Here is a 26,975-nt window from a genome sequence, read left to right on the forward strand (position 1 = left end):
CGCGTCAGCGCGCCGCCTGCACCTGCTCGCGGTTCTGCCGCGCGCCGGCCAGGCGCAGGATCTGCTCCAGCTCCACCGGCTTGACCAGGTGGTGGTCGAAGCCCGCCTCGCCGGTGCGGCGGCGGGCGTCGCTCTGGCCCCAGCCGGTCAGCGCGATCATCAAGATGCGCTCGGCGCCGGGACGCTGGCGTATCGCCCGCGCGGTTTCGTAGCCGTCCATGCCCGGCATGCCCAGGTCCATGATGATCATGTCGGGCGGCTGCTCGGCCGCCATGGCGACGGCGCCGGCGCCGTCGTACACGGGGCGCACGTCGAAGCCCTCGAGCTCCAGCAGCGCCGCCAGCGAATCGGCGGCGTCGCGGTTGTCGTCCACCACCAGCACCTGCATCTTGCGGCCGTCGGCGCCGGCGGCCTGCGCCACGGCACGGCGTCGCGCTCGGCGGCGCGCTGACCACCGGCAGGCGGATAGTGAATTCGCTGCCCTGGCCGGGACCGTCGCTGCGCGCCTCGACCGAGCCGCCATGCATCTCGGCGAACTGGCGCGCCAGGCTCAGGCCTATCCCCAGTCCGCTGGAGAACTGCCCGGCCACCGTCTTGCTCTGCTCGAACATGCGGAAGATGCGCGCGATCGATTCGGCGTCCAGGCCGATGCCGCTGTCGCGCACCGTCACCAGCAGCTCGCCGCCGCGGCGCGCCGCGCGCACCACCACGTTGCCGCCCTGCGGCGTGAACTTGACCGCGTTCGACACGATGTTGGCGAAGATCTGCACCACTCGCGCGTAGTCGGCGTCGAGCACGATGTCCTCGGGCGGCAGCTGCCAGGCCACGTGGATGCGCTTGGCGCCGGCGGCCTGCAGGCACAGCTCGCTGACGTGGTTCATCACCGCGTTCAGGCCCACCTGCTGGCGCTGCAGCTTGATCTTGCCGCTGGTGATGCGGGCCACGTCCAGCAGGTCGTCCACCAGCCGGGTCAGCAGCCGCACCTGGCGCTCGACCATGTCGCGGATGCGCGCCACCGGCGGCGCGTCCGGATACATGTGGGTCAGCAGCGAGACCGAGGTGCGGATCGGCGCCAGCGGATTGCGCAGCTCGTGCCCGAGGCTGGCCAGGAACTCGTCCTTGCGGCGCGCCGCCTCGCACACCTGGTACTGCTTGCGGCGCGCGCGCAGCATCGCCTGCAGGGCGGTGATCAGCGCCAGCGAGCGCACCGGCCGCTCCATCAGGCTCAGGTTGCCCAGGCCGGCGACCGCCTGGCGCACCGCCGGCGAATCGGCGCCGCGATGGGTCAGCAGGATGATGGGCAGGTCGGACCAGTCGGGCTGGCGCGCGACGAACTCCTGCAGCAGCTTGTAGCCGCCCGGCGCCAGCGCCTCCTCCACCGTCAGCACCACGCCCGCGCCCAGCTCCAGCTGCGACGCCAGCTCGGCCAGCGAGCGGCACACGTGGCTGTGGAGGTCGGCCATCGCCAGCACCTTGGCCGCCAGCGGGGCGTCCTGGCCGGTCGGCGCGTAGATCAGGATGCGCGTTTCCATCGCGGTCAGTCGGCTTTGCGGGATTTGGGCCCGTCGTAGGTGGGCACGCCGGTCAGGATGCCGTGGAAGTCCTGCAGCACCGGGCCGACCCGGATGCCCTCGCGGCCGATCTGGAAGCTGCGGATGGTGCGCTCGTGCGCGCTGCCGCGCTTCTTGAACACGGAGATCGCCTGCCGCACCTCGCCCTGCGCCTCGAAGTAGCGCAGCATGATGACGTTGTCGGCGATGTAGCTGGCGTCGATGGTGGTGCTCATGCCGCTGCCGATCATGCCTTGCTGGACGCCGACCACGATGCTGACCACGCCGCGCTGGCCCAGGTAGGTCAGCAGCTCGTGCAGGTAGATGGACAGGAAGCGCTCGTCCGGCACGGCGTTCAGGTAGCCGTTCAGGCTGTCGATGACGACCATGCGCGCGCCGCGCTCGACCGCCTGCGTGACCGCGTACGTGAACTGGCCCGGCGCCAGCTCGGCCGGGTCGATCTGCTGGATCGTCAGCAGGCCGCGCTCCATGGCCTGCGCCAGCTTCATGCCCAGCCCGGTGGAGCGGTTGAGCATGTTGTTGCGCGCCTCCTCGAACAGGAACATGGCGCACGGCTCGCCGCGCTCGCTGGCGGCGTGGACGAACTGCGCCGCCAGCGTGGACTTGCCGGTGCCGGGCGGGCCGGAGATCAGCGTGCTCATGCCTTCCTCCAGGCCGCCGCCGATCAGCTGGTCCAGCTCCGGCAGGCCGCTCGAGAGCTGGCGCCGCGCGCCGCCGGCGCGGGTGGCGGCCGCCACCAGGCGCGGGAAGACCTTCAGCCCGCCGCTGGCGATCTTGTAGTCGTGGGCGCCGCCGTGGAAGGCGATGCCGCGGTATTTGACCACCCGCAGCCGGCGCCGCTCGGCGCCGTAGGCCTGGTCCACCTGCTCGAGCGTCAGCACCGCGTGCGCCACGCTGCGCACCTGCAGGTCGGTGCTGAGGGCGGTGCGGTCGTCGAGGAAGATGGTGGTGCAGCTGCGGCTGGTGAGGTACTGCTTGAGCGCCAGCACCTGGCGGCGGTAGCGCAGCGGGCTTTCCGCCAGCAGCTGCAGCTCGGACAGCGAATCGAGCACCACCCGGCGCGGGCGGTATTTGTCGATCGCCGCGACGATGCGCTGGGTGGTGGTGCCCAGCTCGATCTCGGACGGGTGGAAGATGGTGTACTGCTGTTCCGGGTCGAGCACGTCCTCGTTGGGCAGGATCTCCTCGATGTGGATGCCCTCCATGGTCCAGCCGTGCGACTCGGCCACGCTGCGCAGTTCGACGGCGGTCTCGGCCAGGGTGATGTACAGCACGGATTCGCCGTGGCGCGCGCCCTCGTTGAGGAACTGCAGCGCCAGCGTGGTCTTGCCGGTGCCCGGTTCGCCCTCGACCAGGTACAGGCGGTCGCGGGTCAGGCCGCCGGCCAGGATCTCGTCCAGGCCCGGCACGCCGGAGGATAGAAAGAGGGTGGTGACGCTGTTTTGGGCTTGCATGGCCATGCTCCGAAATGTGGCCGCCGCGGAGCACGCCCGCAGCGTATTTTCGCCTGATACTACCTGAAACAGGCGGCGCGGGATTTTCGATATGCAAGCGTGCGTACGCTGGCGAACATAATTGCCGGGCGGCTAGGCGACGCTCGGGGACGCGGCGGCATGGCGCTGCTTGTCGGCGTACATGGCGCGGTCGGCGCGGTTGAGCAGCATCTCGATGTCCTGCGGATCGTCGGGATGGTGGATGGCGATGCCGATGCTCGCGCTCAGCGAGACGGTGGCGGTCTTGAGGCGGAACGGCTGGAGCAGCGCCGGCCGCAGCTTGTCGGCGGTCTCCTGGGCGGCGGTGTCGCTGTGCAGGTTCTCCAGGATGACGATGAACTCGTCGCCCGCCAGCCGGCCCACGGTGTCGGTCTTGCGCACGGTGTGCTGGACCCGCACCGCGAACTGGCGCAGCAGCTCGTCGCCCTCCTCGTGGCCGTACTGGTCGTTGACCTGCTTGAAGCGGTCGAGGTCGAGGAAGAACACGGCGCAGCTGTGGCGCAGGCGGCTGGCGCGCTGGACCGCCTCGGCCAGCGCGGTCATCAGCGCGCGCCGGTTGGGCAGGCCGGTCAGCGTGTCGCGCAGCGCCATCGCCGCCATCGATTCGAACAGCGACTTGCGCTCGCTGATGTCGTGCAGGAAGGCGATGAACAGGTGGCCGCTGCTGCGCGGCACGTAGGCCAGCGACACCTCCACCGGCAGCTCCTGGCCGGCGCGGTTGTGCAGCGTGAGCTCGATGCGGCGGTTGAGCACCGTGTCGCCGCCGCACTCGGCCAGCTGGCGCATGTCGCGCTCGTAGGCGCGGCGCAGCAGCGGCGGCAGCACCATGGCCGCCAGCGGCTGGCCGATCACCTCGGCGCGGCTCCAGCCGATCAGCTTCTCGGCCTGGCGGTTCCAGTCCAGCACCACGCCGCCCGGATCGAGGGCGATGAAGGCGTCGTGCGCGTTGTCCAGGATGGCGCGCAGCTCGGCCGCGCGTTCCTGCAGCAGCAGCTGCGTGCTCTGCTCCTGCGCCAGCGCGCGCTCCAGCAGCAGCGCCTTGCGGGCGATCTCGCGGGTGCGCTCGCCCACCGTGGTTTCCAGCTGCTCGTTCATGCGGCGCAGCGTGGCCAGGTGGCCCTGCTCGTTGCTCACCAGGTCGGCCAGCGCCCGCGACAGCACCTGCGCCTCGTGGAAGCTGTCGACCAGCGGGATGGGCGGCAGCGCGTCGGACGGGGTGTCGGCCGGCGCGGCCGAGCGCTCCTCGATGTTCTTGCTGAGCGCATTGAGCGGACGCGTGAGGCGCCGCGCCGCCGCCGACGCGGCCAGCGCCATGGCCGCGCCGAGGATGGCGCCCAGCAGCAGGATCTGGCGCTCCAGCGCGCGGGCGCCGGCCAGCGCCACGTCCTCGCGCTGGCGCACCAGCACCGACCAGGTCAGCGTGGCGGGATTGTTCGCGTCGCCGGTGCGCGAGAAGCCGGTCAGGTAGCTGTGGCCGTCGGGCCAGGTTTCCTTAAGCGATCCCGGCGCGCCGGTTTGCGACAGCGCCAGGCTCGTGGCGGCGATGGTGGTCTCCTCGGTGCCCTTGGGGCCGAGCATCACGGTGCCGTCGGCGCGCACCACGTAGATGTCGGCCGAATACTGCTGGTCGGCCGGGGTGAGGATGGTGAGCGCCAGCCGCCGCGCCCAGTTCCAGCTCATGTGCACGCACAGCACGCCGCGGTAGCTGCCGTCGCTGCGCCGCACCGGGCCGGCGGCGTCGACGAAGCGCCACGGGTCGGCGTTGTACGGCAGCTTCTTGCCGAGCAGCGGGGCGGGGTGGAAGTCGCCGGCGTAGAGCTTTTCGCGCCCGCCCTTGAACCAGGCGCGCGTGCCGACGTCCTGGCCTTCGAGCTGGCCCTGGGTGGCGGCGTAGACGCTGCCGTCGGGATTGGCCAGGCCGATCCACGCGTAGTCGGGAAAGGTTTTTTGCAGGCTTTCGAGCACCTGGCGGATCTCGGCGGGGGAGCGGGCGTCGCGGATCTGCGGCAGCTCGGTGAGCAGTTGGACGTCGCCGGTGGCTTTCTGCACCACGCGGTTGAGCGCATCGCGCGTCTGCCACGACAGCTGCTGCAAACGCAGGCCCGCTTCGCGTTCGGCGTAGTCGATGGCGAAGTGATCGACCAGCACCAGCAGCGACAGCACCGACATCAGCACCGTCGCGGCCACTCCCGCTGTCACCAGCGTGGTGAGGCGCGGCCGGGCCGTGCGTGGGATGGGCTGCGAGGTCATGGTTCGGGCCAAAAAATGATGTCCGAAAGAAATTAAATTCATTGTAGCACCGGGCGTGGCGCATGCCCTGTCAGAGGAAGAAATTCCCCTTCAATCGCCACGATCTGTCGTGTCATGGACAAAAAACTTGCTTGACTTAATTAGAATGATCGTTCATTCTACGAGCCTATGCACAATTTTTATACAGGAAGTCCCACCATGGAAGCTCTTTTCTGCAGGACCGCAGCCCTGATCACCGCAGCCGCGCTCGCCGCCGGCTGCTCCCCATCCACGACCGAGGCACCGGGCGCTCACAGCGCACCGGTGGCGGAAGTGGGCGTTTTTAAGGTGGCGCCGGAAGCGCTGCACATCACGACCGAACTGCCGGGCCGCACCGCCGCCTTCCAGGTGGCCGAAGTGCGCCCGCAGGTCAGCGGACTGATACAAAAACGCCTGTTCGTCGAGGGCGCCGACGTCAAGGCCGGCGTGGCGCTGTACCAGATCGACGCGGCCAGCTACCAGGCGGCCTACAACTCGGCCAAGGCGGCGCTGGCCAAGGCCAAAGCCAACCTGATGACCAGCGGCCCGAAAGTGGCGCGCTACAAGGACCTGGTGGCGATCGAGGGCGTGAGCCGGCAGGACTACGACGACGCCGTCGCCGCCAACGAGCAGGCCAAGGCCGACGTGGAATCGGCCGCCGCCGCGCTGGAGCAGGCGTCCATCAACCTCAAATACACGCACGTCGACGCGCCGATCAGCGGCCGTATCAGCCGCTCGGCCGTCACGCCGGGCGCGCTGGTGACGGCCAACCAGTCCACCGCGCTGACCACCGTGCAGCAGCTGGATCCGATCTATGTCGATGTCACGCAATCGAGCGAGGACCTGTTGCGCCTGAAGCGCGAGCTGGAAAGCGGCGGCCTGAAACAGTCCGGCGGCCAGGCCAAGGTCACGCTGCTGCTGTCGGACGGCAGCAAGTACGCCGAAAGCGGCAAGCTGCAGTTCTCCGATGTGACGGTCGATACCGGCACCGGCAACGTCACCCTGCGCGCGCTGTTCCCGAATCCGAAGCACGATCTGCTGCCCGGCATGTTCGTGCGCGCGGTGGTGGAATCGGGCGTCAACGAGCAGGCCATCGCCGTGCCGCAGCAGGGCGTGACCCGCAACGCCAAGGGCGAGGCGACCGCGCTGGTGCTCAACAAGGAAGGCAAGGTCGAACAGCGCATGCTGGTCACGGGCGGCACCATGGGCGATCGCTGGCTGGTCAAGTCCGGCCTGAACGCGGGCGACCTGCTGATCGTCGAAGGCGTGCAGAAGGTGAAGCCGGGCGCGCCGGCCAACGCAGCCAAGCCCGCCGCCGCCGTGGCCGTGGGCGGCGCCATGCCGTCCAGCGCCAAGAGCGCCCAATAAAGGAGCATCGCCATGTCACGTTTCTTTATTGACCGCCCGATCTTCGCGTGGGTCGTCGCCATCGTCATCATGCTCTCGGGCGTGATCGCGATCCTCGGCCTGCCGATCGCGCAGTATCCAAGCATCGCGCCGCCGTCGATTTCGATCAGCGGCTCGTATCCGGGCGCCTCCGCCAAGACGGTGGAAGACGCCGTCACCCAGGTCATCGAACAGAAGATGAAGGGCATCGACGGCTTGCGCTACATGTCCTCGTCGAGCGACGGCACCGGCGGCATCAGCATCACGCTGACCTTCAGGAGCGGCACCAATCCGGACATCGCCCAGGTGCAGGTGCAGAACAAGCTGCAGCTGGCGACGCCGCTGCTGCCGGCCATCGTCACGCAGCAAGGCCTGGTGGTGGCCAAGGCCACCAAGAACTTCATGATGGTGCTGGGCTTCGTGTCCGAGGATGGCGGCATGAAGCAGGCCGACCTGGGCGACTACGTGGCCGCCAACGTCATCGATCCGCTCAGCCGCATCGAGGGCGTGGGCGACGTGACACTGTTCGGTGCCCAGTACGCGATGCGGATCTGGCTCGATCCGGCCAAGCTGCAAAGCTATCAACTCACGCCGGCCGACGTCACCGCCGCCATCACCGCGCAGAATACCGAGGTGTCGGCCGGTGAACTGGGCGGCGCGCCCGCCGTGGCGGGGCAGCAGCTCAACGCCACCGTGTCGGCGCAGAGCCGCCTGCAGACCGCCGAGCAGTTCGGCGCGATCCTGCTGAAGACCGCCAGCAGCGGCGCCACCGTGCACCTGCGCGACGTGGCCCGCATGGAGCTGGGCAGCGAGAACTACAACGTGCTGGCCCGCTACAACGGCAAGCCGGCCACCGGCGTCGCCATCAAGCTGGCCACCGGCGCCAACGCGCTCGATACCGCCAACGCCGTCAAGGCGCGCATCGCTGTCATGGAGAAGCAGTTCCCGGCCGGGATGAAGGCGGTGATCGCCTTCGACACCACGCCGTTCGTCAAGCTGTCGATCGAGGAAGTGGTCAAGACGCTGGTGGAGGCGGTGGTCCTGGTGTTCCTGGTGATGTACCTGTTCCTGCAAAACTTCCGCGCCACGCTGATCCCGACGATGGCGGTGCCGGTGGTGCTGCTGGGGACCTTCGCGATCCTGTCGGCGTTGGGCTACTCGATCAACACGCTGACCATGTTCGCGGTGGTGCTGGCGATCGGCCTGCTGGTCGACGACGCCATCGTGGTGGTGGAGAACGTCGAGCGCGTGATGACGGAGGAGGGCTTGTCCCCGATCGAGGCGACGCGCAAGTCGATGGGCCAGATCAGCGGCGCGCTGGTGGGCATCGCCATGGTGCTGTCGGCGGTGTTCGTGCCGATGGCCTTCTTCGGCGGCTCCACCGGCGTGATCTACCGCCAGTTCTCGGTGACGATCGTGTCGGCGATGGTGCTGTCGGTGCTGGTGGCGATGATCTTCACGCCGGCGCTGTGCGCGACCTTGCTCAAGCCTGTGGCCAAGGGACACGCCGCGATCAATACCGGCTTCTTCGGCTGGTTCAACCGCAGCTTCGACCGCGGTAGCTTCAAGTACCAAGGCTGGGTGGGCGCGCTGCTGAACCGCAGCGGACGTTCGCTGGTGATGTACGCGCTGCTGCTGGCGGTGCTGGCCTTCGTGTTCGTGCGCCTGCCGACTTCCTTCCTGCCGGAGGAAGACCAGGGCGTGCTGTTCTCGCAGATCCAGCTGCCGACCGGCGCGACCCAACAGCGCACGCTGAAGGTGATCGAAAAAGTCGAGCAGCACTTCCTGACCGAGGAAAAGGATTCGGTGGCGTCGGTGTTCGCGGTGGCTGGCTTCAGCTTCAGCGGCAACGGCCAGAACACCGGCATCGCCTTCGTGCGCATGAAGGACTGGTCCGAGCGCAAGGGCGCCGGCCAGCGCGTCAGTGCCATCGTCGGCCGCGCCATGGGCAGCTTCTCGCAGATCAAGGACGCGATGGTGTTCGCCTTCGCGCCGCCGGCCGTGCTGGAACTGGGTAACGCCAGCGGCTTCGATTTGCAGCTGCAGGACCAGGGCGGCGTTGGCCACGATGCGCTGATGGCGGCGCGTAACCAGATGCTGGGCATGGCGTCCAAGAATCCGGTGCTGATGGCGGTCCGTCCTAACGGGCAGGAAGACACGCCGCAGTACAAGATCACCGTCGACCAGCAGAAGGCCACCGCGCTGGGCTTGTCCATCGCCGATGTGAACAAGGTGCTGAGCACCGCCTGGGGCAGCGCCTACGTCAACGACTTCGTCGACCGTGGCCGCGTGAAGAAGGTGTACATGCAGGGCCAGCCCGATTCGCGCATGTCGCCGGAAGACCTGGGCAAATGGTTCGTCCGCAACGCCGACGGCGAGATGGTGCCTTTCTCGGCCTTCTCGACCGGCAAATGGATCTTTGCGTCGCCGCGCCTGGAGCGCTACAACGGCCTGCCGTCGACCGAGATCCTCGGCATGCCGGCGCCGGGCCAGAGCTCGGGCGCCGCGATGGCGGAAATCGAAAAGATGGCGGCCAAGCTGCCGCCGGGGATAGGCTTCGAGTGGACCGGCCTGTCGACCGAGGAACGCGACTCCGGCTCGCAGACCACGCAGCTGTATGCGATCTCGATCCTGATCGTGTTCCTGTGCCTGGCCGCGCTGTATGAAAGCTGGTCGATTCCGTTCTCTGTGCTGCTGATCGTGCCGCTGGGCGTGATCGGCACGGTGCTGGCGACGTTCGTGTTCAAGCTGTCGAACGACGTGTACTTCCAGGTCGGCTTGCTGACCGTGGTGGGCCTGGCGGCGAAGAACGCGATCCTGATCGTGGAGTTCGCGAAGGAGCTGCAGGAGCAGGGCGTGGAGCTGAAGCAGGCGACCCTGCAGGCCGTGCGCCTGCGGCTGCGTCCTATCCTGATGACGTCCATCGCGTTCGGCCTCGGCGTGCTGCCGCTGGCGATCAGCAGCGGTGCCGGTTCCGGCAGCCAGAACGCGATCGGCGTCGGTGTGTTGGGCGGGATGCTGTCCGCCACCTTCCTGGGCATCTTCTTTGTGCCGGTGTTCTTTGTACTGGTGCGCGGCTTCTTCAGCAAGAAGGCCGCCGCTCCTGTTGCCGCTGTGGAGGCGCATTAATCATGAAAAAATCCTTACTCACAATGGCGGCGCTGGCGATGCTGGGCGGTTGCAGCCTGGCGCCGGTGTATGAACGTCCGGCGCAACCGGTGGCGCAAGCCTGGCCGGCCGGCGATGCCTACAAGGGTGTGCCGGCAGCGGCGGCCGATGCCAAGCCGGTGTCCGAAATCCAGTGGCGCGAATACTTCGCCGACGAGCGCCTGCGCAAGGTGATCGAGCTGGCGCTGGCCAACAACCGCGACCTGCGCGTATCGGTTCTCAACATCGAGAAGGCCAAGGCGCAGTACAACATCGACAGCGCGGCCTTGCTGCCCAAGCTGTCGGCCAACGTCAGTCAGAGCGCATCGCGCACGCCCTCAAACATGACCGGCACCGGCGAGGCGGCCATCAACCGTCAGTACAGCGGCGGGCTGGCGATGGCGTCGTATGAGCTGGACTTCTTCGGCAAGGTGCGCAACCTGTCCGAGGCGGGTTTGCAGACCTACCTCGGCACCGAGGAGGCGCGCCGCGCGCAGCAGATCACTCTGGTGGCCGAGGTGGCCAACGCCTACCTGACGCTGATCGCCGACCAGCAGCGCCTGAAGCTGGCGGCGGAAACGCTGCGCAGCCAGCAGACTTCCTATGACCTGAGCAAAAAACGCTTCGATTCGGGCGTCACCTCCGGCGTGGACATGTACGAGGCGCAGACCAGCGTGGAATCGGCGCGCAGCGACATGGCGGTCTACACGGCGCAGGTGGCGCTGGACCAGAACGCGCTGACGCTGCTGGTCGGCAGCGGCGTGCCTGCGGACCTGCTGCCGGCGGGCGAACCGGGCGCGGTGACGCAGCTGGCCGCGATTCCGGCCGGCCTGCCGTCGGACCTGCTGCAGGCGCGGCCCGACGTGCAGGAAGCCGAACGCGCCCTGCGCGCCGCCAACGCCAACATCGGCGTGGCGCGCGCCGCCTTCTTCCCCAGCATATCGCTGACGGCGTCGGGCGGCAGCGCGAGCAGCAATTTGTCCGGTCTGTTCAAGGCGGGATCGTCGACGTGGAGCTTCGTCCCGCAGATCAATTTGCCGATCTTCGACGGCGGCGTCAATCGCGCCAACCTGAATATCGCCAAGGCCAATCGCGACATCTCGGTGGCGCAGTACGAGAAGGCGATCCAGGTGGCGTTCCGCGAGGTGGCCGACGCGCTGGCCCAGCGCGGCACGCTGGATGAACGCATCGCTTCGCAGCAGGCGCTGGTCGACGCGGCCGACAAGAGCTTCCGCATCCACGAGGCGCGCTACCGCAAGGGCGCGGACTCGTACCTGAACGCGCTGGTGTCGCAGCGCGCGCTGTACGCGGCGCAGCAAGGGCTGATCACCGCGCGGCTGGGCAAGTCCAGCAACGCGGTCACGCTGTACAAGGTGCTGGGCGGCGGCTGGCAGCCGGAAGTCTCGCCACAGCGGGGCTAGCGCGGTTGGGGCGGCGGGCGGCGAGTGTTGCGCGCCCGCCGCCTCCGGTCGCTGATAAATTGACAAAAGTGGCAGCCTTCGCCACAGTACCGCCTCAGGCAAGACCGTTACCCAAGGAAGACCCCATGACCGCACCCATCGCAAAACGACGTACCGACCCGGAACGGGCGCAGAACCGGCGCAACCAGGTGCTGGAAGCGGCCGCTGTCTGCTTTGCGCGCAGCGGCTTCCACGGCGCCAGCATGGCCGAGATATCCAAGCAGGCCGGCATGAGCGCCGGCCATATCTACAACTACTTCGACGGCAAGGACGCCATCATCCTGGCCTTCGTGGCGCGTGAGGCCGAACATGTATCGGGCCTGCTGCGCGACCTGGCCTCGCGCGAGGATCCGCTGGAAGCGATCCTGGAAGATGCGCCCATCCACATCGACGAGTCGCTCGACCCGCAGCCGTGGAGCGTGCCGCTGGAGATGTTTGCCGAGGCCTCGCGCAATCCGGTCATCGCCGCCAAGATGCGCGAGAACGAGGAAGTCTCGCGGGCGCAGTTGCGGGCGCTGGTCAAGCGTGGGCGCGAACAGCGCAACCTGCCGGTGGACGACGTGCTGCTGGACGGCCGCCTCGACACGCTGATCTCCTACTTCCACGGCCTGACGATACGTGCGCTGTATCGGCCGGACATGGACCGCGCCAGCTTGGCGGATGCCTTCCGCGTCGCCATGCGCGCGCTGCTGATGACCTGATTTGTCTCGTATTGTTTCCGTCCGCTGCACGCGGGCGGAGGCTGTTGTACCATGCCTGATCTCCCATTCCAGCTATCGGAGCATCATGCCATCCTACGTTATTCCCGCCCACGACATCGTCGGCCTGCCGGTCGCCGGCACTTCAGAGCTGTTCCCCGTACGCCGCGTCTACTGCGTCGGCCGCAACTACGCCGCGCATGCCCGCGAGATGGGCTTCGACCCTGACCGCGAACCGCCGTTCTTCTTCTGCAAACCGAATGACGCGCAAGCGGTCATCCCGGTGGCGCCGGGCGCGGTGCTGGAGCTGCCGTATCCGCAGGTGACCAACAACCTGCACTACGAGTGCGAGCTGGTGGTCGCCATCGGCAAGGGCGGCAGCGACATCGCCGTGGAAGACGCGGCCGGGCATATCTTCGGCTACGCGGTGGGGTTGGACATGACGCGGCGCGACCTGCAATTCAAGATGCGCGACGCCGGACGTCCGTGGGAAATCGGCAAGGCCTTCGACTACTCGGCACCGGTGGGCCTGATCCACCGCGCGGCCGAAGCGGGCGACATCAACCACGCGGCGATCCGGCTGGAGGTGGATGGCGTGACCAAACAGTCGGCCACCATCGATCACCTGATCTGGTCGATCAGCGAGACCATCGCCAATTTGTCCACGCTGTTCGCCCTGGCGCCGGGGGACTTGATCTTCAGCGGCACGCCGGAAGGCGTGGGCGCGGTTGTGCGCGGGCAGACGCTGGTGGGCGCGGTGGACGGCCTGTCCGGCATTGCGGTCAAATTGGTATAAACCGTTTATAGCAAGGCGGCGATCGCCGTCAGGGCTGCCAGGGCGCCCATCGCCAGGCCGACATCGCGCGGGCTGGCGACATCCGGCTCGCGCGGATTAATCCGTATCATGCGGCCGCCGTACTTGACGATCACGCGCTGGCTGAAATTGCGCACCGACGGTATCACGGCGCCCGCGCCCAGTTCGATCACCAGCGGACGTTGCGCCGCTTGCAGCACAGCTTCCAGCCGCGCCTCCTGCATCATCGCGCGGCGCTCGTTCCAGCCCCAATCGCCGAACATCAGGATATTCGGCCGCGCCATGCCGCCGCAGTGCGGGCATGTCGGCGCGGCGTTCAGCAGGCGGCAGGCCTCGGTATCGACCTGCGGCACGAAGCCGTCTGCGCTCCAGATATCGGGGCCGCAGGGTTCCATGCATTGCAGGTGATGGATGGAGCCATGGCATTCGTAGATGCGCTGCGGGTCGAAGCCGGCGCGCTGGAAGTGGCCGTCGACGTTGCTGGTGAAGACGCCGTAGCCGGCATCCATCTTGTCGCCCCAGGCCTTGAGCAGGGCGAAGCCGGCGTGCGGCGCGGTATCGCGGTAGAGCTGCAGGCGATGGCCGTAGAAGCCCCAGGCCAGCGTGGGATCGGAGCGGAAGGTGTAGGGCGTGGCGACGCTGGCGAATTCCATGCCGGCGCGGCCGAGGGCGGGGTAGACTTTCCAGAAGCCCTCGTTGCCGCGGAAGTCGGGCAAGCCGGAATCGACGCCCATGCCGGCGCCGGCGGCGACGATCAGGGCATCGGCCTGGCGGACGAGATCGGCGGCTTGTTCCAGGGCGGCGAGTTCGGCGGGGGAGTGCATGCGGGTTTCGATGGAGGGCGGAAAATTCTCATCTTACTCCTGCCGGGCGGGGTGTTGCGGCCACGCGAAAGCAAACATGACAAATACTTAAAGGGGCTGCTATAATCTCAAATTCGTCGGGGCGTAGCGCAGCCTGGTAGCGTACTTGCATGGGGTGCAAGGGGTCGGAAGTTCGAATCTTCTCGCCCCGACCAATAGAATCAACAGCTTAGGCCAGTCTTCGGACTGGCCTTTGTTGTTTTTACAAGTCTGTACCCCAACAAATACCCCAACAAACTTCTTTTAGCGGTCAAACCCCAGTCTCACGATTTTCTGCCGGTGTTGGGGTACAACCGCGACTGGCTTGGATACGGCTTTCTACCCAGGCCAGCACCTCATCCCGAACCCATGCCGAAGCGTGCCTGGTTATCTTAACCCGCGCCGGGAATTCGCCGCGCTTGGTGTAGGCGTAGACGGTGCTGCGCGACAGCCCGCAGATCGCCATCACTTCCGGCAGGCGGATCATTCGTGTGGTGCGGGGCAGGGGTGATCGTTTCATGTCTTCCTCCGTTGTCCATGTGCTGCCAGCACTGTCCTCCAACTGCCGCGCAAGTGCGACCCGAAATTGGCCCGGTTTTTGGTGTCGATTCTTCGCCAGCTTCGTCGACAAATAAATCGATGAGAATTTTAAGTCGGTGATGCCGGCGCGATGCCAGGTGGAGGACAATATGCTTTTCGACGCGAAGGGATCGCCCTTCGCGCAACTTGGCATCACGCCAGGCGTAGCGCTCGTCACGCGCCCTTAGTCTCCACATTTGTTTTTAGATTGGCTTCGCCTTTGAGCGAGCCCGCGATCAGCCTGGATAGGCTGCATCCATATTGCGCATCCTTCCCTCGAGGGAGCTGCGCGTCACATCGTGCGCATTCACGCACCGTCCCCACCTTACGCTGCGATCTGCCGCCGCGTGCATGTCGATATGCCGCCCTAGTCTGCGGCGCAAACCGCGCGTCGTTACTGGCGGCCTGCTGCCAGTGACGACGCGCTAGCAACCAAGCGCTATATGGGCTGCGCCGCTGTTTTCTCAGTGACGGCGGCCAGTGACAGCGGATCTACCGCTATCAGCGCAGCAGAACGCTGCTTGCCAACCATGCCCCTCGTGGGCCGACAACGTGTGCGAGGCACACCCCATGGACCCTGGGTAACTGGTCCCACCGTGATCAGGCTTCTACAAGGAGCGGATCGCGGCGCCATACGCGCATGCGGCGCGGGCAAGCAGTGAACATACCGCATACACGGGAGTGGTGTCCCGGAGCCTTTACAACCCGTCCTTGCTGCGGCAAGCACGGTGGCTAGAAACACTCATCTGACTCGATCACACCAGGTTTGATTTTAGGAGCATGCGATGCGCGACTTGAACTATCAACTCAAGCAGCTATGTGACCGCAATCGCGATGGCAGCTACGCCACGCAGTCCGACCGCGCGCGGATACTCTCGCACGTGGCGAACCAGTTGCACGATCTTGGATATCGCCATATGAATGCTGACAGTCTGCGCCCCAAGCATGTGGATGCGCTGGTGCAGCAGTGGAAGGCTGATGGCATCAGCGCCGGCACGATGAAGAACCGAATGAGTGCCATGCGATGGTGGGCGCAGAAGATCGGCAAGGACAACATCATCGCGCGCGACAACGGCAGCTATGACATCGACAAGCGCACCTTTGTCACCAATATCTCCAAGGCCAAGGTGCTTGACGATGCGCGCCTGGCGAAGATCACGGATGTTTACACGGCCATGTCCCTGCGGTTGCAATCCGCGTTTGGCTTGAGGCGCGAGGAGAGCATCAAGATCGTGCCGGCGTGGGCCGATGGCGGCGATCGACTTAAACTTAAAGACACCTGGACCAAGGGCGGCAAGTATCGCGAGATCGCCATCCGCACGCCTGAACAACGCACCGTGCTCAATGAGGCCAAGCGGCTTGTTGCTGGCGGTAGTCTCATCCTGGCTAACCTGCGCTACCGCGATCAGCTTCAGCGCTTTCGAGCACAGTGCGATAAGGTGGGAATTCACGGTGTACATGGACTGCGCCACGACTACGCGCAGGAACGCTACCGCCAGCTCACCGGCTGGCAATGCCCAGCACGAGGTGGGCCTCGGTCATCTCAGCTAGGGCCGGAGCAAAGGCAATCTGATCTCTCGGCGCGCTTGCTACTGTCGGAAGAAATGGGCCACGGCCGAGAGCAAATTACGGCGGTGTACTTGGGGCGTTAAAACAGGACGTTTTGCTCTCGGGTTTGCGTTAGTCAGGCTGCTGTGACAAATTGTGAATTTTCCTTGGTGGCAAGAATGCTATGCTGGGCGCAGAATTGATATCCACTCGACAGGCTGCGTTTGGCCAGATGCTTTCCTTTACTAACCCATCGAAACTATGAATACTGATTTGAACGCTTCTGAATTCGACCAAATGGTTTCACTCCGGGATGCATATCGTTGCATGGAAATGTTTATTGAGGTCTATGTCACGCGCGGTGATGGCGCAGTCTCCGAGTTCTTGGATTTCTACGTTAACACTGCTGCTAATGGGCTTGCCGAGAATTCAAGTGCACCAAAAGACTTTTTGAATGCATTTTATGTGTTAAGCCGTAATGAACGCCGCTAGCGGCCAAAAACTGCCGTCCGCTTAGAATGGTTTTGATGCCGACAACGATGAAAGTGTCTCCAGCAGAGGAAATCCAAATGATTTTTCCTGTGGAGCTAGATTGGGCAACCGTACCTGACGAGGTTCTTGTTGAACTTGTAGAGACATATTTTATGGAAATGTCATGTGCAACTGTTGCTGTAGTCTTGTTGGCCCGACGCAAGCACGCCCGTGCCTTGGCGTTAGTACGTTGGCTTATTGATGCACCTAATGTCGATGTTTATCTGATGGAAGCGGCAAAGAATGCGATAGCAATCATAGAAGAATCTGACGGATAGGATTAATCGGAGAGAGATTTGAAGATGTCTAATGCATGCGGCATATGCGGCGGAAGACTGGACTGGAAAGACGACCCGTTGCCCCTTGACTGCGATGGAGATTGTTGGGGCTGTATCGGTGAAATTGAAGCCGACATGGGTGGCGAGTCTTTATCCAAGGTCCGGGAAGAGTTCGCTAAAGGGCTCCGCCCAAGTTGGGTTGATATAAGCTCGAAGGGATCCTTAGAGGGTAAGAAATAACGTGACGACCACAGCCGAGAGCAGACATGGATAATTGGAAAATTAGAGAAAAGCGCTACGCAAGCTGGAGCTGGTGTCGTTTCTGTGCTAGATGAAGTTGATCTATTGATATGTAACCGTAAGCTCCTGCGTTTGTGATGACTGAACTTGTTCAGCAGATTTCATTGAAAAAGCCAACAATGTTAAAGTTAAATTTTTTCTTTCTGGATTAATTTGCATTTAAATTATTACTTAATCATGTATGCTGAGAGATTGGCGATTAGTCATTAAAAAATATATATTTATATAATTTAGGAATAGATATGAAATTATTGGAAATCGAAGTTAAAGGCCTTTTCGGAACTTTTAACCATATTATTCCATTAGCATTTTCAGATAGGGTAACGATTATCCATGGGCCCAACGGCTATGGAAAAACGATGATGCTTAAAATGATCTCATCATTAATTGTTGGACGGCTTTCAATCTTTGCAAGCGTACCTTTCGAGGAGTTTATTGCGAGGCTTGATAATGGTTCGACTATCTATGTTCGCCCGCCGGAGCCTTTATCCAAGAAAAAGGATGCTATCAGGAAGGCTAGTATAATTGTTAAAGATCAACAAGGAAATGAATTGTCTGCAGTAGAGGTTGCAAAGCCAGAACTTCCTCGGCATGTTCTTGATGGGATTGATCGATTTATTCCAAGTCCGTTTAGCAGAACCGGCGGTGGATGGGTAAACACTAACACTTCTGAACTTTATAGCGTTGATCAGATACTAGATCGTTTCCCGAGCGTGATAACACATCTGCCAGAAAAATATAGGACAATTCCAATTCCTCTTTTCGAGGGATTAGAGGTTTTTTTCGTAGAGACAAAAAGGCTTGATGCAGAAATTTCAACTCGAAGCATGGACACTCGGTTACATCAAGAGCTAGATTTCTTTGAAGATGAAGATGCGCCGGTTCAGAGTAAAAGTTTGCGGGTTGAGCAATATTCGAAAGATATTGTCCAGCGCATAAAAGCTGCGCTTGGTAACTATGCTAGAAGTTCGCAAGAGCGGGATAGAACATTTCCGGAGAGGCTTGTTCGGTTTATCCGTGATGGTAATAGGCCGCTACCTGAGAAGGAGATTGTAAGATTAATGGAGGAGCTTGAGACAAAACGTCAGCGGTTAATAAGTTTTGGTTTTCTAGACAGCGAAGTTGGATTGCATGGTTTAACGGAAGATGATGTTCGGCGCGCTGCTGAAGCATTAACTATTTACGTTGATGACGTAAAGCTTAAGCTCGCAGTCTTTGATGATCTTGCAGATCGCGTTGGCCGATTGATGGATATTGTAAATGACCGTTTTAAATATAAAACTCTGACACTTCAACGCGAGTACGGTTTCCGCCTTCGTTCAACTGCTGGCGAGCCTGTCAAAATCGAAGAGCTATCTTCTGGCGAGCAGCACGAGTTAGTAGTGCTATATGAGCTCCTTTTCAGAGCCCCCAAGAATGGACTGGTGTTGGTCGATGAACCTGAGATTTCTCTGCACGTCGCTTGGCAATCTCGTTTTCTAAAAGACCTCATGGGTATTCTTGCTCTAACTGATTCCTATGGCATAGTAGCCACTCATTCTCCAGTGATAATTGGTACTCGGTGGGACATCACAAAAGAACTATCTGGGCCTGAGCTGGTCGATGATGGAGGCATTGATGCGCGATAGTATTGGAGTGCCCGCGATCACTAATTGGGTTTCGATGATGCGTGCAGGAGTGAAAGGTGCCATTGTCTTAGTGGACGACGATAATGAAGGGCGATTTTACGAGAATTGTTGCCATGAGAGCGCCTATTTGGTTCCAACGCAGCAGGCCGCCCGCGAAATTATTGCCATTTCTCACCAACGCGGAACGCAAGGAGTTGTCGCACTAGTTAGGGATACTCCCGAAGTTGAAGGCGACGCTGTGTTTCGACCTGCAGTAGGCGATGCAATCTCCCTTTTGCTCGTATCAAGCAATCTGAATAAGGTTTTGCTACAACTCGGCGGGAGTGATTGGTTAAACTCGTACGAAAGTACGTGTAAAAGTACTTTTTTCGAAAACATAATTTCCATTTCTTGGTTGTTAAATAGACTTAATATGGCCTATAAGATAGATGGGCTGAATTACATTAATTGGACAACGTTACAGTTTTCGATGTCTCAACTAGAGAACGACTACGGGGCCGTTATATCCGATGAAGTAAAAACATTATTGGCTGAGATTAATGTTAGGGAAGCTCGCTCATTGTTGACGGAATTTGATGGGCGGTTGGGACTTGATCTTATTAAATCAGTATTATTTTTTTATAAGCCAAATGGAATTTTGGCTCGAAGAAAAGCTACGATTGAATATATTTTAGATATGTTAATTGTAAGTTTTAATCTGGTTGATATTGAAACTGATGATATATTTTGGAAATTGCGAGATTGGGAGCGGAAAAATATTTCATTCCCATTGTTGCGCCAATGGAGGCAGCTAGATTCATTAGGAATGCTTCTAGATCAAAGATATTGGCAAGAGGATCTGCGAAATTTAATTCAGTTTGATTCGAAAAAAAATGGTTTGGCAGTGTTTAAATTGGACTTGGATAATTTCAAATCAGTTAATGAAAAACTTGGTCATGGCGGCGGAGATGATGCAATCAAACTTGCATGTTGTGTCTTACGTCGGTGTTTGGCCGAATATGCAGAAGTTTACCGAAGGGGGGGCGATGAACTTGTCGCCTTTGCACCTGGTGTAAGAGGTGAAGCTGCTGCGATATTGGGCGAAAAAATACGAAAAGAAATCGAAGTTGAGATGCAATCCTTCGGGCATGAAAAGGGCTTAGATATTTTCCCCACAGCGAGTATTGGAATAGTTGATGTGCCGGCGGGAAGCGACTTCCGTAACGTGATTGCTAAAATGGATGCGGCGCAGCAACGGGCAAAGGATCAGGGGAAAAATTGCGTTGTTTTTGAAGAGTATTAAATACGCAGCCCTGACTGTCTGGTTTGGGGGAGCCGACGTTGGCTTTGCAACTGAAGTAGGAATAGCTTCACTTAGTCGACAGTGGTCAAGCTCACGAGGTGGCTAATTAGGAATACTCACGGCTCTTTATTTGTCGGGAAAAGCTGTGACATTTTCAGCATTAACGATTGCTTCTAACTGTCGTCCTAGCTTGTTCCATGCATCCCGTTTTTCGCGGGCATAGTCGTAGTGCAGGTAGTGGCGGCGCACCTTGCTTCCGGCCAGTACGTGGTTTTGGCAGCGGTCGATGACGTCCAGCGTGACGCCAAGACTTTGCATCAGTGTGGCCCCTGTCCTGCGCAAGTCATGCGCGGTCCACGCGCCGTACTTCCCACTCTGCAGCACAAGACGATCATCCTGGCGGCGATGCGGCATCTTGGCGCGAGGACCGCCGTCGCGCCCGTGCTTGAACATGGTTTGCCGGTCGCTGATCTGTTTGGTGATCGCTCGCGGGGAAATGTGGAGCGTGCCCATGTAGTTCGGGAAGCACCAGTCGGTGTCCCCGCTGCAATCGTGCAAGCGGCGAAAATACCGCAGCGCGAAATCGGATAGCGAGATCGTCAAACTGCTGATGCGGTCCTTCACGTTTTCCTTTGGTATAAACCATTCCGCCCGCTCGAAGCTGACGTGTTCCCAGCGCGCCATGGTCAATTCGCCGACTCGGCACATGGTCGACAGCATGATCCAGATCGCGCATTCGGTTGTGATTTCGATGGGCTGCACTGCGATGCGCCTGTTTGCCGCCTGCGCATATTCCTTCCGCGCGCGGTCGAGGACGGTGTGCAGTTCGTGGATCTCGGCAGGGGAGAGCACCCGCTCGCGCACGCCGCGTGGATCGAAGTCCGGGCTGACGATGCGGCCGATCTCGATTAGATCCATCGGGTTGCCCTCGACCAGTAGGCGGCGCCACGGCTGACGCTTCTGTGCCCAGTTCAGCATCTGCTTCAGGTTGTTCCGCAACGAGACGGCGCTGCGGTTGGCGCCACGCGCCACCATGGTACGCAGCACGTGACGCAGATCGTGCTCCGTCAGTGCGCGGACGGCGACGCCTCCAATCTTGGGCAAGACGTCTGCATTGAACTGTCGTTTCAATTCTGCGTTATCGTTCCTGCGCCGCACGCCGTCCAGCAGCCAGACGTCGAACATATCGCGCACCGTCAGGCCTGCCTCGCGTTGCGCCTCGACCTGGGCCAGCTTCGCTTCCAGCGCCTCCTGAACCTCGATCTTCTGCACCTTTTTTACCGTGGCAGGATCAGCTCCAGTGGCCGCGCGGTCGCGCGCGGCATCGCGGGCTTCCCTGATCTGCGCCAGGCTGTCATGCGGCCAGGAGCCGCATGAAATGTCGTGCAGCTTGTCGCCATGCCGGTAGCGGTAGTAAAACGGAATCGTGAGTTTGTTGTCGGCCTTCACGCGTACGCGCCCGAACAGTCCGCCATCATCCCGGACGACGAGTCCGACTTGTTTCGTCGTAATCGCCAACAATTCCTTCTGTGTGATCCTAGGCATCTTGTATTCCAGAACGTCAGCCCTGCAATGGGCCGGAGGTTTTTACAAGGGGTCGCAAGAGGAGCAAAAAATACCCCAACAAATACCCCAACAAGACGCTCGGCTAGGACTGGATGAGTACGGATGGGTATAGACGGATGGTAGCGCCAAGCCATTGATTATTAATGATGTTGCTCAATGGATGGACGTTCCTGGATGCTAAAGGAAGAGTTAACTCGGCCATGGGGTGCAAGGGGTAGGAAGTTCGAATCTTCTCGCCCCGACCAATAGAATCAACAGCTTAGGCCAGTCTTCGGACTGGCCTTTGTTGTTTTTGTAAGTCTGTACCTCAACAAATACCCCAACAAACTCAAATCCTTGGCGCCATGTTTTCCGGTTTGGATACGGTTCTCGGCCCAAAAAACTGGCGTCGCTATCGCGACGCCGTTTTTATTTGCACCATGGAAGAGCCAATGAATTAGTGCGGCGACTGGTGCAAGCAGGCAGCGTCATATTGGGAAACACTGACTGGATTTTGCGAGTTTTGCGGTTGCTGGCCGGCATAAACCGTTCCGGCCTTGCCGTCTGGATTAAATGCGGAACCGGGAGCAATCATGGCATTGCCCGGTGTGTAAGGTGCACTCGGACTACCGCAGCTTGCGTCCGGCTGCCCCGTCTGCAGGGATGGCTGAGGGCGTGCTGAAGTTGATACCGGAGCAGTAAGGGATGGCGTTTTTGGCGTAAACGTCGACATCTCCGTTGGTGGCGCGGCGAGTGGAGCGCCGCCATGTCGGGTGGGAGCGGCAGTGACGGCAAATGTGATCATTGCCAGTGTCCCGGCCAACGACATCCTCAGTATTAAATTCATGGCTAACCTCCTTAAAAGACACATGACCCTGCAAGCAGCCACGTTTCATCCGGCCAGGGTATTGCCGAATGGTGGTCAATCCGGTGTTTTTGCCGTGAATGCCATGCACCAGCCGTTTGCGTTGATCTCGCCGACGACGATCCGACAGTTGCCGGAATGACGGCCTGCTTCCGGTGCGATAAATTGCACGCAGTCTGCGCAACGCTGACCATCTTTTGGTTGATCCTGGTAGTGGAAAGCGTCCTTGGTTGCCGTGCCAGCGCGGGCAAGGGTTGCCCCGCCTAGCACGCTTAATGTCAGTGTGGCCGCAGACACGCCGAGCAGGCGTCGTCGGGCCGTATCGTGTGCGTTCATGATGATCTCTTCCTGAAAAGTGCCGGATGGTCAGAACATGAACCAGCCCAGCAGATATATGGTGTCGTTGGCGGTTGCGGCGCGACCGAAACCGTCATAGTTTCGCTTCGCTCCGTTGAACTTGTCGTAGTGCGTGAACTGGAGCATCAAGCGAATGTCGCGGCGGGGGAGGTAGTTGAACTCCACGATGCAGCCGGAACTGTCAGGGCTGCCGCTGGCGCTGCCAGTGATCGAGTCGCCCGTGTTGTACAGGCCACTGTCGACGCTGCCGTGGATGTCGAAGCGTGACAGGTTAATGCCGTACTTTTTTTCAAAATAGTAGGTCGCTTTTGCTCGGAATTCATACAGCTTGTCCCTGCTGTTGCTGGTCTGGGCGCCGGCGTTCCAGGTCGCTGATTCACGCACAAAATTAACCTGGCCCGTAAGGCGATGCCGGTCCGTGATGTACTGGTATTGCGCATCGACGCCGATATCGCGGAAGTGATCTGTCGGGCCGGTGAGCACCTTGTTGTCCGGGAAGACATCGGCGACCAGGCCATAGGTCCCCACCATGGCCGAATGTTTGCCGCCATCCCACTCATGTTGTAGCGCGAGCCGCCAGTAGGGGTTGTAGCCATCAAGGGCCGCCGCTGTGTCACGCGGGACCCCAAGCCGCAATGGCGAGAACAGCCGATTGCTGGTGTGGTATGCCGTCAGTTCGGCATAGAGCGTGTTGCGCCATACAATGTCTGCGCCCATGCCGGCCACTTGCTGGCCCAGATTGCTCACCAAGGGCGAGGCGGCGGGGGCGTTTGCGGTTGGCGAAGACGCGAACGGAAAGCCCCAGGCGCTCACCGTGTTGTAAACGTCTTGAACCTGTGGGTTGTTATGGAGGGTGAAACCATAGAGCAGGTCATGTTTGCCGATGTCGACGTGGTTTGCGTAGCGCAGGTCGACGTTATCGATGCTGGTGCGATGCTCAACGCCGTCATAAGTGAACTGTGAAAAGATCCCCATGTGGTCGCTCAGCTTTCCGCTGAAGAATACGCTCGCTGCTTGCAGCACCGCATTCCGATCCTTGGGAAAACTTTGCGCGAAATCTGGTCCGGTGGTTCGTGTTTCCGAGTACGACAGCTGGACCATCCCGGCCACGGGAAACGTCAGGCGCGGCCCCAATGTATAGCCGTTTAGCTTGAATTGCCGACCGGTGGGAGTCAGCTCAGGCCAGCTCACGTGGCAGGCGAAACAATCCAGTTGGGTTTGACGCGCGAAGCTCGGAACGGCCCTGGCGGAGATCGAAGATAAAGCCAGGATGATGGCTAACAACGTACGCCATGTGTATCTGGGGGAGCACCTCATGATGATCTCCTCGTGCTGCTTCTGGGTGGATTGAGAAGGTTCGCGACTGTGAATGCCTGGCTAGATTCGCCAGGTTCAATCGCACCTGCCGTTGTTGCGGATGATGCTGAGGGTCCGCTCGCCTCCGATCCGGCAGAATGTTCCGAATGCTTCACGGAGGCCCTTGGCGCTATGTCAGACGATCCCGTAACAAGGCTGGCATTCGAGAGTAACAGGGGAGTTGGAACCAGTCCATGGCAACCCGGCGTGGATTTGATCTGCGTCGCAGAGGCACTGATCCCAGTTGGATATTGCGGAATAATCGATGCGTCGTTGTTGCTCCCTGCTGGGGCTCAAAGTTGGCTGCTTTACAAATCTTCACGCAATGGAGATAAAGCGGCAATCCCCCGCCGGTTTAATGGTTGCTGTACCACATTAACCCCACGGGAATCCACCATGACAACATCCGCAGCGGCGCGACCCTTGATGGTCTTGCGCGATTTGAGCAAACGTTACGACAGCAGCGCCGGCAGCCTGATGGCGCTGGACGGCGTCAATCTGGAGGTGCGGGCCGGCGAGTTCGTCGCCGTGGTCGGCAAGTCCGGCAGCGGCAAGTCGACCTTGTTGAACCTGGCCAGCGGTATCGATACGCCGTCCTCCGGCGAGGTGTGGATAGACGGCGCCGCCGTGCATGGCATGCGGCAGTCGGAGCTGGCGCGCTGGCGCGGCCGCCATTTGGGCATCGTGTTCCAGTTCTTCCAGCTGCTGCCGACGCTGACTGTGGCCGAGAACGTGATGCTGCCGATGGATTTCTGCGCCACCTATCCGGCGCGCCAGCGGCGTGCGCGGGCGCTGGCTTTGCTGGCGCAACTCGACATCGCCGCGCAGGCGGACAAGCTGCCGTCCGCGCTGTCCGGCGGCCAGCAGCAGCGCGCCGCGATCGCGCGGGCGCTGGCCAACGATGCTCCCATCATGGTGGCCGATGAGCCGACCGGCAATCTCGATAGCGACACCACGCGCCAGATCATGCAGTTGTTCGCGGACCTGGCCGGGCAGGGCAAGACGGTGCTGATGGTGACCCACGAGCGGGACTTCGGCCCATACTTCACGCGCGTGGTCACGCTGGCCGACGGCCGCATTCGCGCGCAGGGCGATGGCGCGGCCGGCATCGGCCGCGACGACCGCACCGACCAAAGCGCCAACCGGGTGCGTCATGCTTAGCCCGCGCTGGCGCAAGCTGTTGCGCGACGTGGCGCTTACGCCGGGCCGCGTGGTCCTGATGGTGCTGGCGATGGCGGCCGGCGTGTGCGCGCTGGCCACCATGTTGAGCAGCTACACGATCCTCAGCCGCGAGACCACACGCAACTACCTCGATACCAATCCCCCCTCGGCCACGCTGCATCTGGAGCGCATCGACGCGCCACTGCTGGCGGCGATCCGCGCCTTCCCCGGCATCGCGCAGGCGCAGGCCAGCGGCACGGTCGGCGTCACGCTGGCGGCCCAGGGCGATGCGCTGCCGCTGACTATTTTCGTGGTCGACGATTTCAACGCGCTGCGCATCAACACCGTCTACCGCGAGCAGGGCGCGTGGCCGCCGCCGGACGGTTCGCTGCTGCTGGAGCGCGACGCGCTACGCCTGATCGGCCAGCGCATTGGCCAACGCATCGCCGTCGGCACCGGCCATGGCGCGCCGCAATCGCTACTGATCTCCGGCACCGTGCACGATCCGGCGCTGCCGCCGGCCAGCCGCGGCCAGACCGTGTACGCCTACGCTACCCCGGCCACCGTGGCCGCGCTGGGACTGGACGGCAGCCTGCGCCAGTTGAAGCTGACCGTCAGCGAACAGCCGATGAACGTCGACGCCATCGAGGCGACGGTGGCGCGGCTGGCGCTCTGGCTGCGGCAGAACGGCCACGCGGTGGAACGCATCCGGATACCGCCGCCCGGCGAGCATCCGCATCAAAAAGTCATGACCTCGATCCTGGCCATGCTGCTGGTATTCAGCGGCGTGGCGCTGCTGCTGTCGGCGGTGCTGACGGCCACGGTGGTGGGCGGCATGCTGCAGCAACAGCGCCGCCAGATCGGCGTGATGAAGACCATCGGCGCAGGCCGCGCGCAGATCGCCGGCCTGTATCTGACGCTGGTGCTGGCGCTGGCCGGCGCCGCCACCGCGCTGGGGATGACGGCCGGGCTGGCGGCGGGCCGCGCGTTCTCGCGCGTGGTGCTCAACCAGATCCTCAACTTCACCATGCACAGCGGCGCGATTCCGCACTGGTGCTATCTGCTGTTGATCGCGGCCGGCGTGCTGCTGCCGCTGGCGATCGCCTCGGTGCCGATCATGCAGGCCAGCGCGGCGACGGTGCAGGCGGCCATCAGCGACGCCGGCACCCATGGCCAGCGCTATGCCGCGCCGGCGGAGGCCGCGTGGCTGGAACGCCTGCCGCTGGTCGACCGCAGCCTGCCGCTGGCGCTGCGGCACAGCCTCAGCCGGCGCGGACGCCTGCTGCCGACGTTGTCCCTGCTGGCACTGGCCGGCGCCATGCACATGAGCAGCCTGAATATCCGGCGGCGTCGGCGCGGCACCTGGTGGTGGCGGCGTCGGAGCGCCACTACGACATCGAAACCACGCTGGCCCGCCCGGCGCCGGTCGAGCAGGCAAGGTCACGCGGTTGCTGGGCGCGCGCCCCAGGTGGCGCTGGTCGAGGCGTGGAGCGCAGCAGCGTGGCACGCGAACGCGCCGACGGCCTGAGATCGAGCGGTCTATCCCGACGGCGCGCACGGCACGCTGGCGGTGCGTGCAGGCGGTGCCGGAGCACAACGCCACGCTCAGCCTGAGATGCTGGCCGGCCGCTGCCGGCCGGACGGCCAGTCCGGCGAGGTGGTGCCGAAACAGCGCGGCGCTGGAGTTCTTCCCGCAGGCGCGGGTCGGCGGCGGCATCGGCATCGCCAGCCTATGGCCGCATCGCTGACCTTGCGGGTGGCCGGCATCGCGCCACCAGGACATGACGGCGGCTTTGTAGCCTGTCTCGGCGCCGACCTATGCGCGCATGGCCGGGCGCTCCGCAGGCCGCGCCACCGCGTGGCGCT

Annotated in this window: 20 protein-coding genes, 1 tRNA gene and 1 pseudogene; 13 read left to right on the forward strand and 9 right to left on the reverse strand. The window is 62.1% G+C overall.

Annotation, left to right across the window (positions count from 1 at the left end):
- Positions 1–4 precede the first annotated feature (4 nt).
- The 4 genes and pseudogenes from HUX88_RS32210 to HUX88_RS11385 form a co-directional block, all read right to left on the reverse strand.
- Positions 5–523 carry a response regulator gene (locus HUX88_RS32210; protein ID WP_308937123.1) on the reverse strand — a complete coding sequence of 173 codons (519 nt, stop codon included), beginning with the start codon at positions 521–523 and terminating at the stop codon, positions 5–7.
- A pseudogene (locus HUX88_RS33080) lies at positions 513–1,532 on the reverse strand (sensor histidine kinase); the annotation flags it as partial. The gene HUX88_RS32210 and the pseudogene HUX88_RS33080, both read right to left, overlap by 11 nt.
- Before the next feature lie 5 nt (positions 1,533–1,537).
- Positions 1,538–3,025, reverse strand: a complete 1,488-nt coding sequence (locus HUX88_RS11380) for an ATPase domain-containing protein (protein WP_176361861.1) — start codon at positions 3,023–3,025, stop codon at positions 1,538–1,540.
- Between the two features lie 132 nt (positions 3,026–3,157).
- Positions 3,158–5,314 carry a diguanylate cyclase domain-containing protein gene (locus tag HUX88_RS11385; protein ID WP_217916300.1) on the reverse strand — a complete coding sequence of 719 codons (2,157 nt, stop codon included), beginning with the start codon at positions 5,312–5,314 and terminating at the stop codon, positions 3,158–3,160.
- A gap of 198 nt (positions 5,315–5,512) precedes the next feature.
- On the opposite strand from HUX88_RS11385, the gene HUX88_RS11390 reads away from it, so the two are divergent.
- From HUX88_RS11390 to HUX88_RS11410, 5 genes are all read left to right on the forward strand, one after another.
- Entirely contained in the window at positions 5,513–6,700 is a 1,188-nt protein-coding gene (locus HUX88_RS11390; RefSeq protein WP_176361862.1) for an efflux RND transporter periplasmic adaptor subunit, read from the forward strand.
- 12 nt (positions 6,701–6,712) lie between these two features.
- The gene (locus HUX88_RS11395) at positions 6,713–9,847 is read left to right on the forward strand and encodes an efflux RND transporter permease subunit (RefSeq protein ID WP_176361863.1); all 3,135 of its coding nucleotides are present in this window, start codon (positions 6,713–6,715) and stop codon (positions 9,845–9,847) included.
- 2 nt (positions 9,848–9,849) lie between these two features.
- Entirely contained in the window at positions 9,850–11,286 is a 1,437-nt protein-coding gene (gene adeC / locus HUX88_RS11400; RefSeq protein WP_176361864.1) for an AdeC/AdeK/OprM family multidrug efflux complex outer membrane factor, read from the forward strand.
- A gap of 125 nt (positions 11,287–11,411) precedes the next feature.
- A complete protein-coding gene (locus tag HUX88_RS11405) occupies positions 11,412–12,026 on the forward strand; it encodes a TetR/AcrR family transcriptional regulator (RefSeq protein ID WP_176361865.1) in 615 nt (204 codons plus the stop codon).
- An 85-nt stretch (positions 12,027–12,111) separates the two neighbouring features.
- Positions 12,112–12,819 (forward strand): fumarylacetoacetate hydrolase family protein, encoded by a 708-nt coding sequence (locus HUX88_RS11410; RefSeq protein ID WP_117014993.1) that lies wholly within the window; start codon positions 12,112–12,114, stop codon positions 12,817–12,819.
- A 5-nt stretch (positions 12,820–12,824) separates the two neighbouring features.
- Here HUX88_RS11410 and HUX88_RS11415 read toward each other — a convergent pair whose 3' ends face one another.
- Entirely contained in the window at positions 12,825–13,661 is an 837-nt protein-coding gene (locus HUX88_RS11415) for a Sir2 family NAD-dependent protein deacetylase (protein WP_176361866.1), read from the reverse strand.
- Positions 13,662–13,778: 117 nt separating this feature from the next.
- On the opposite strand from HUX88_RS11415, the gene HUX88_RS11420 reads away from it, so the two are divergent.
- Positions 13,779–13,855, forward strand: a tRNA-Pro gene (locus HUX88_RS11420).
- A gap of 95 nt (positions 13,856–13,950) precedes the next feature.
- Here the strand turns inward: HUX88_RS11420 and HUX88_RS33085 are convergent.
- Positions 13,951–14,436, reverse strand: coding sequence for a helix-turn-helix transcriptional regulator (locus tag HUX88_RS33085; RefSeq protein WP_373886781.1), 486 nt, complete (start codon positions 14,434–14,436; stop codon positions 13,951–13,953).
- 607 nt (positions 14,437–15,043) lie between these two features.
- Here HUX88_RS33085 and HUX88_RS11430 point away from each other — a divergent pair.
- The 5 genes from HUX88_RS11430 (at position 15,044) to HUX88_RS11450 (ending at position 19,825) form a co-directional block, all read left to right on the forward strand.
- Positions 15,044–15,910 carry a phage integrase N-terminal domain-containing protein gene (locus HUX88_RS11430; RefSeq protein ID WP_176361867.1) on the forward strand — a complete coding sequence of 289 codons (867 nt, stop codon included), beginning with the start codon at positions 15,044–15,046 and terminating at the stop codon, positions 15,908–15,910.
- Positions 15,911–16,067: 157 nt separating this feature from the next.
- A complete protein-coding gene (locus HUX88_RS11435) occupies positions 16,068–16,298 on the forward strand; it encodes a hypothetical protein (protein WP_176361868.1) in 231 nt (76 codons plus the stop codon).
- A 47-nt stretch (positions 16,299–16,345) separates the two neighbouring features.
- Positions 16,346–16,615: a hypothetical protein gene (locus HUX88_RS11440; RefSeq protein WP_217916301.1), complete on the forward strand. Its 270-nt coding sequence runs from the start codon at positions 16,346–16,348 to the stop codon at positions 16,613–16,615.
- Between the two features lie 542 nt (positions 16,616–17,157).
- The gene (locus tag HUX88_RS11445) at positions 17,158–18,543 is read left to right on the forward strand and encodes an AAA family ATPase (protein WP_176361870.1); all 1,386 of its coding nucleotides are present in this window, start codon (positions 17,158–17,160) and stop codon (positions 18,541–18,543) included.
- Complete coding sequence (locus HUX88_RS11450) at positions 18,533–19,825, forward strand: GGDEF domain-containing protein (protein ID WP_176361871.1); 1,293 nt, start codon at positions 18,533–18,535, stop codon at positions 19,823–19,825. The genes HUX88_RS11445 and HUX88_RS11450 overlap by 11 nt, the downstream gene beginning before the upstream one ends.
- Positions 19,826–19,951: 126 nt before the next feature.
- Here HUX88_RS11450 and HUX88_RS11455 read toward each other — a convergent pair whose 3' ends face one another.
- The 3 genes from HUX88_RS11455 to HUX88_RS11465 form a co-directional block, all read right to left on the reverse strand.
- Positions 19,952–21,370 carry a site-specific integrase gene (locus HUX88_RS11455; protein WP_176361872.1) on the reverse strand — a complete coding sequence of 473 codons (1,419 nt, stop codon included), beginning with the start codon at positions 21,368–21,370 and terminating at the stop codon, positions 19,952–19,954.
- 922 nt (positions 21,371–22,292) lie between these two features.
- Positions 22,293–22,571 carry a high-potential iron-sulfur protein gene (locus tag HUX88_RS11460; RefSeq protein ID WP_117015746.1) on the reverse strand — a complete coding sequence of 93 codons (279 nt, stop codon included), beginning with the start codon at positions 22,569–22,571 and terminating at the stop codon, positions 22,293–22,295.
- A 30-nt stretch (positions 22,572–22,601) separates the two neighbouring features.
- Positions 22,602–23,876, reverse strand: a complete 1,275-nt coding sequence (locus HUX88_RS11465) for a cytochrome C (protein WP_176361873.1) — start codon at positions 23,874–23,876, stop codon at positions 22,602–22,604.
- Positions 23,877–24,344: 468 nt separating this feature from the next.
- Between HUX88_RS11465 and HUX88_RS11470 the strand changes: the two genes are divergently transcribed.
- A complete protein-coding gene (locus tag HUX88_RS11470) occupies positions 24,345–25,109 on the forward strand; it encodes an ABC transporter ATP-binding protein (protein ID WP_229219295.1) in 765 nt (254 codons plus the stop codon).
- Positions 25,102–26,637: an ABC transporter permease gene (locus HUX88_RS11475; protein WP_176361874.1), complete on the forward strand. Its 1,536-nt coding sequence runs from the start codon at positions 25,102–25,104 to the stop codon at positions 26,635–26,637. The genes HUX88_RS11470 and HUX88_RS11475 overlap by 8 nt, the downstream gene beginning before the upstream one ends.
- The last annotated feature ends 338 nt before the right edge of the window (positions 26,638–26,975 follow it).

Source organism: Duganella sp. BJB1802, assembly GCF_013369445.1.
GTDB classification, from domain to species: domain Bacteria; phylum Pseudomonadota; class Gammaproteobacteria; order Burkholderiales; family Burkholderiaceae_D; genus Rugamonas; species Rugamonas vulcania_A.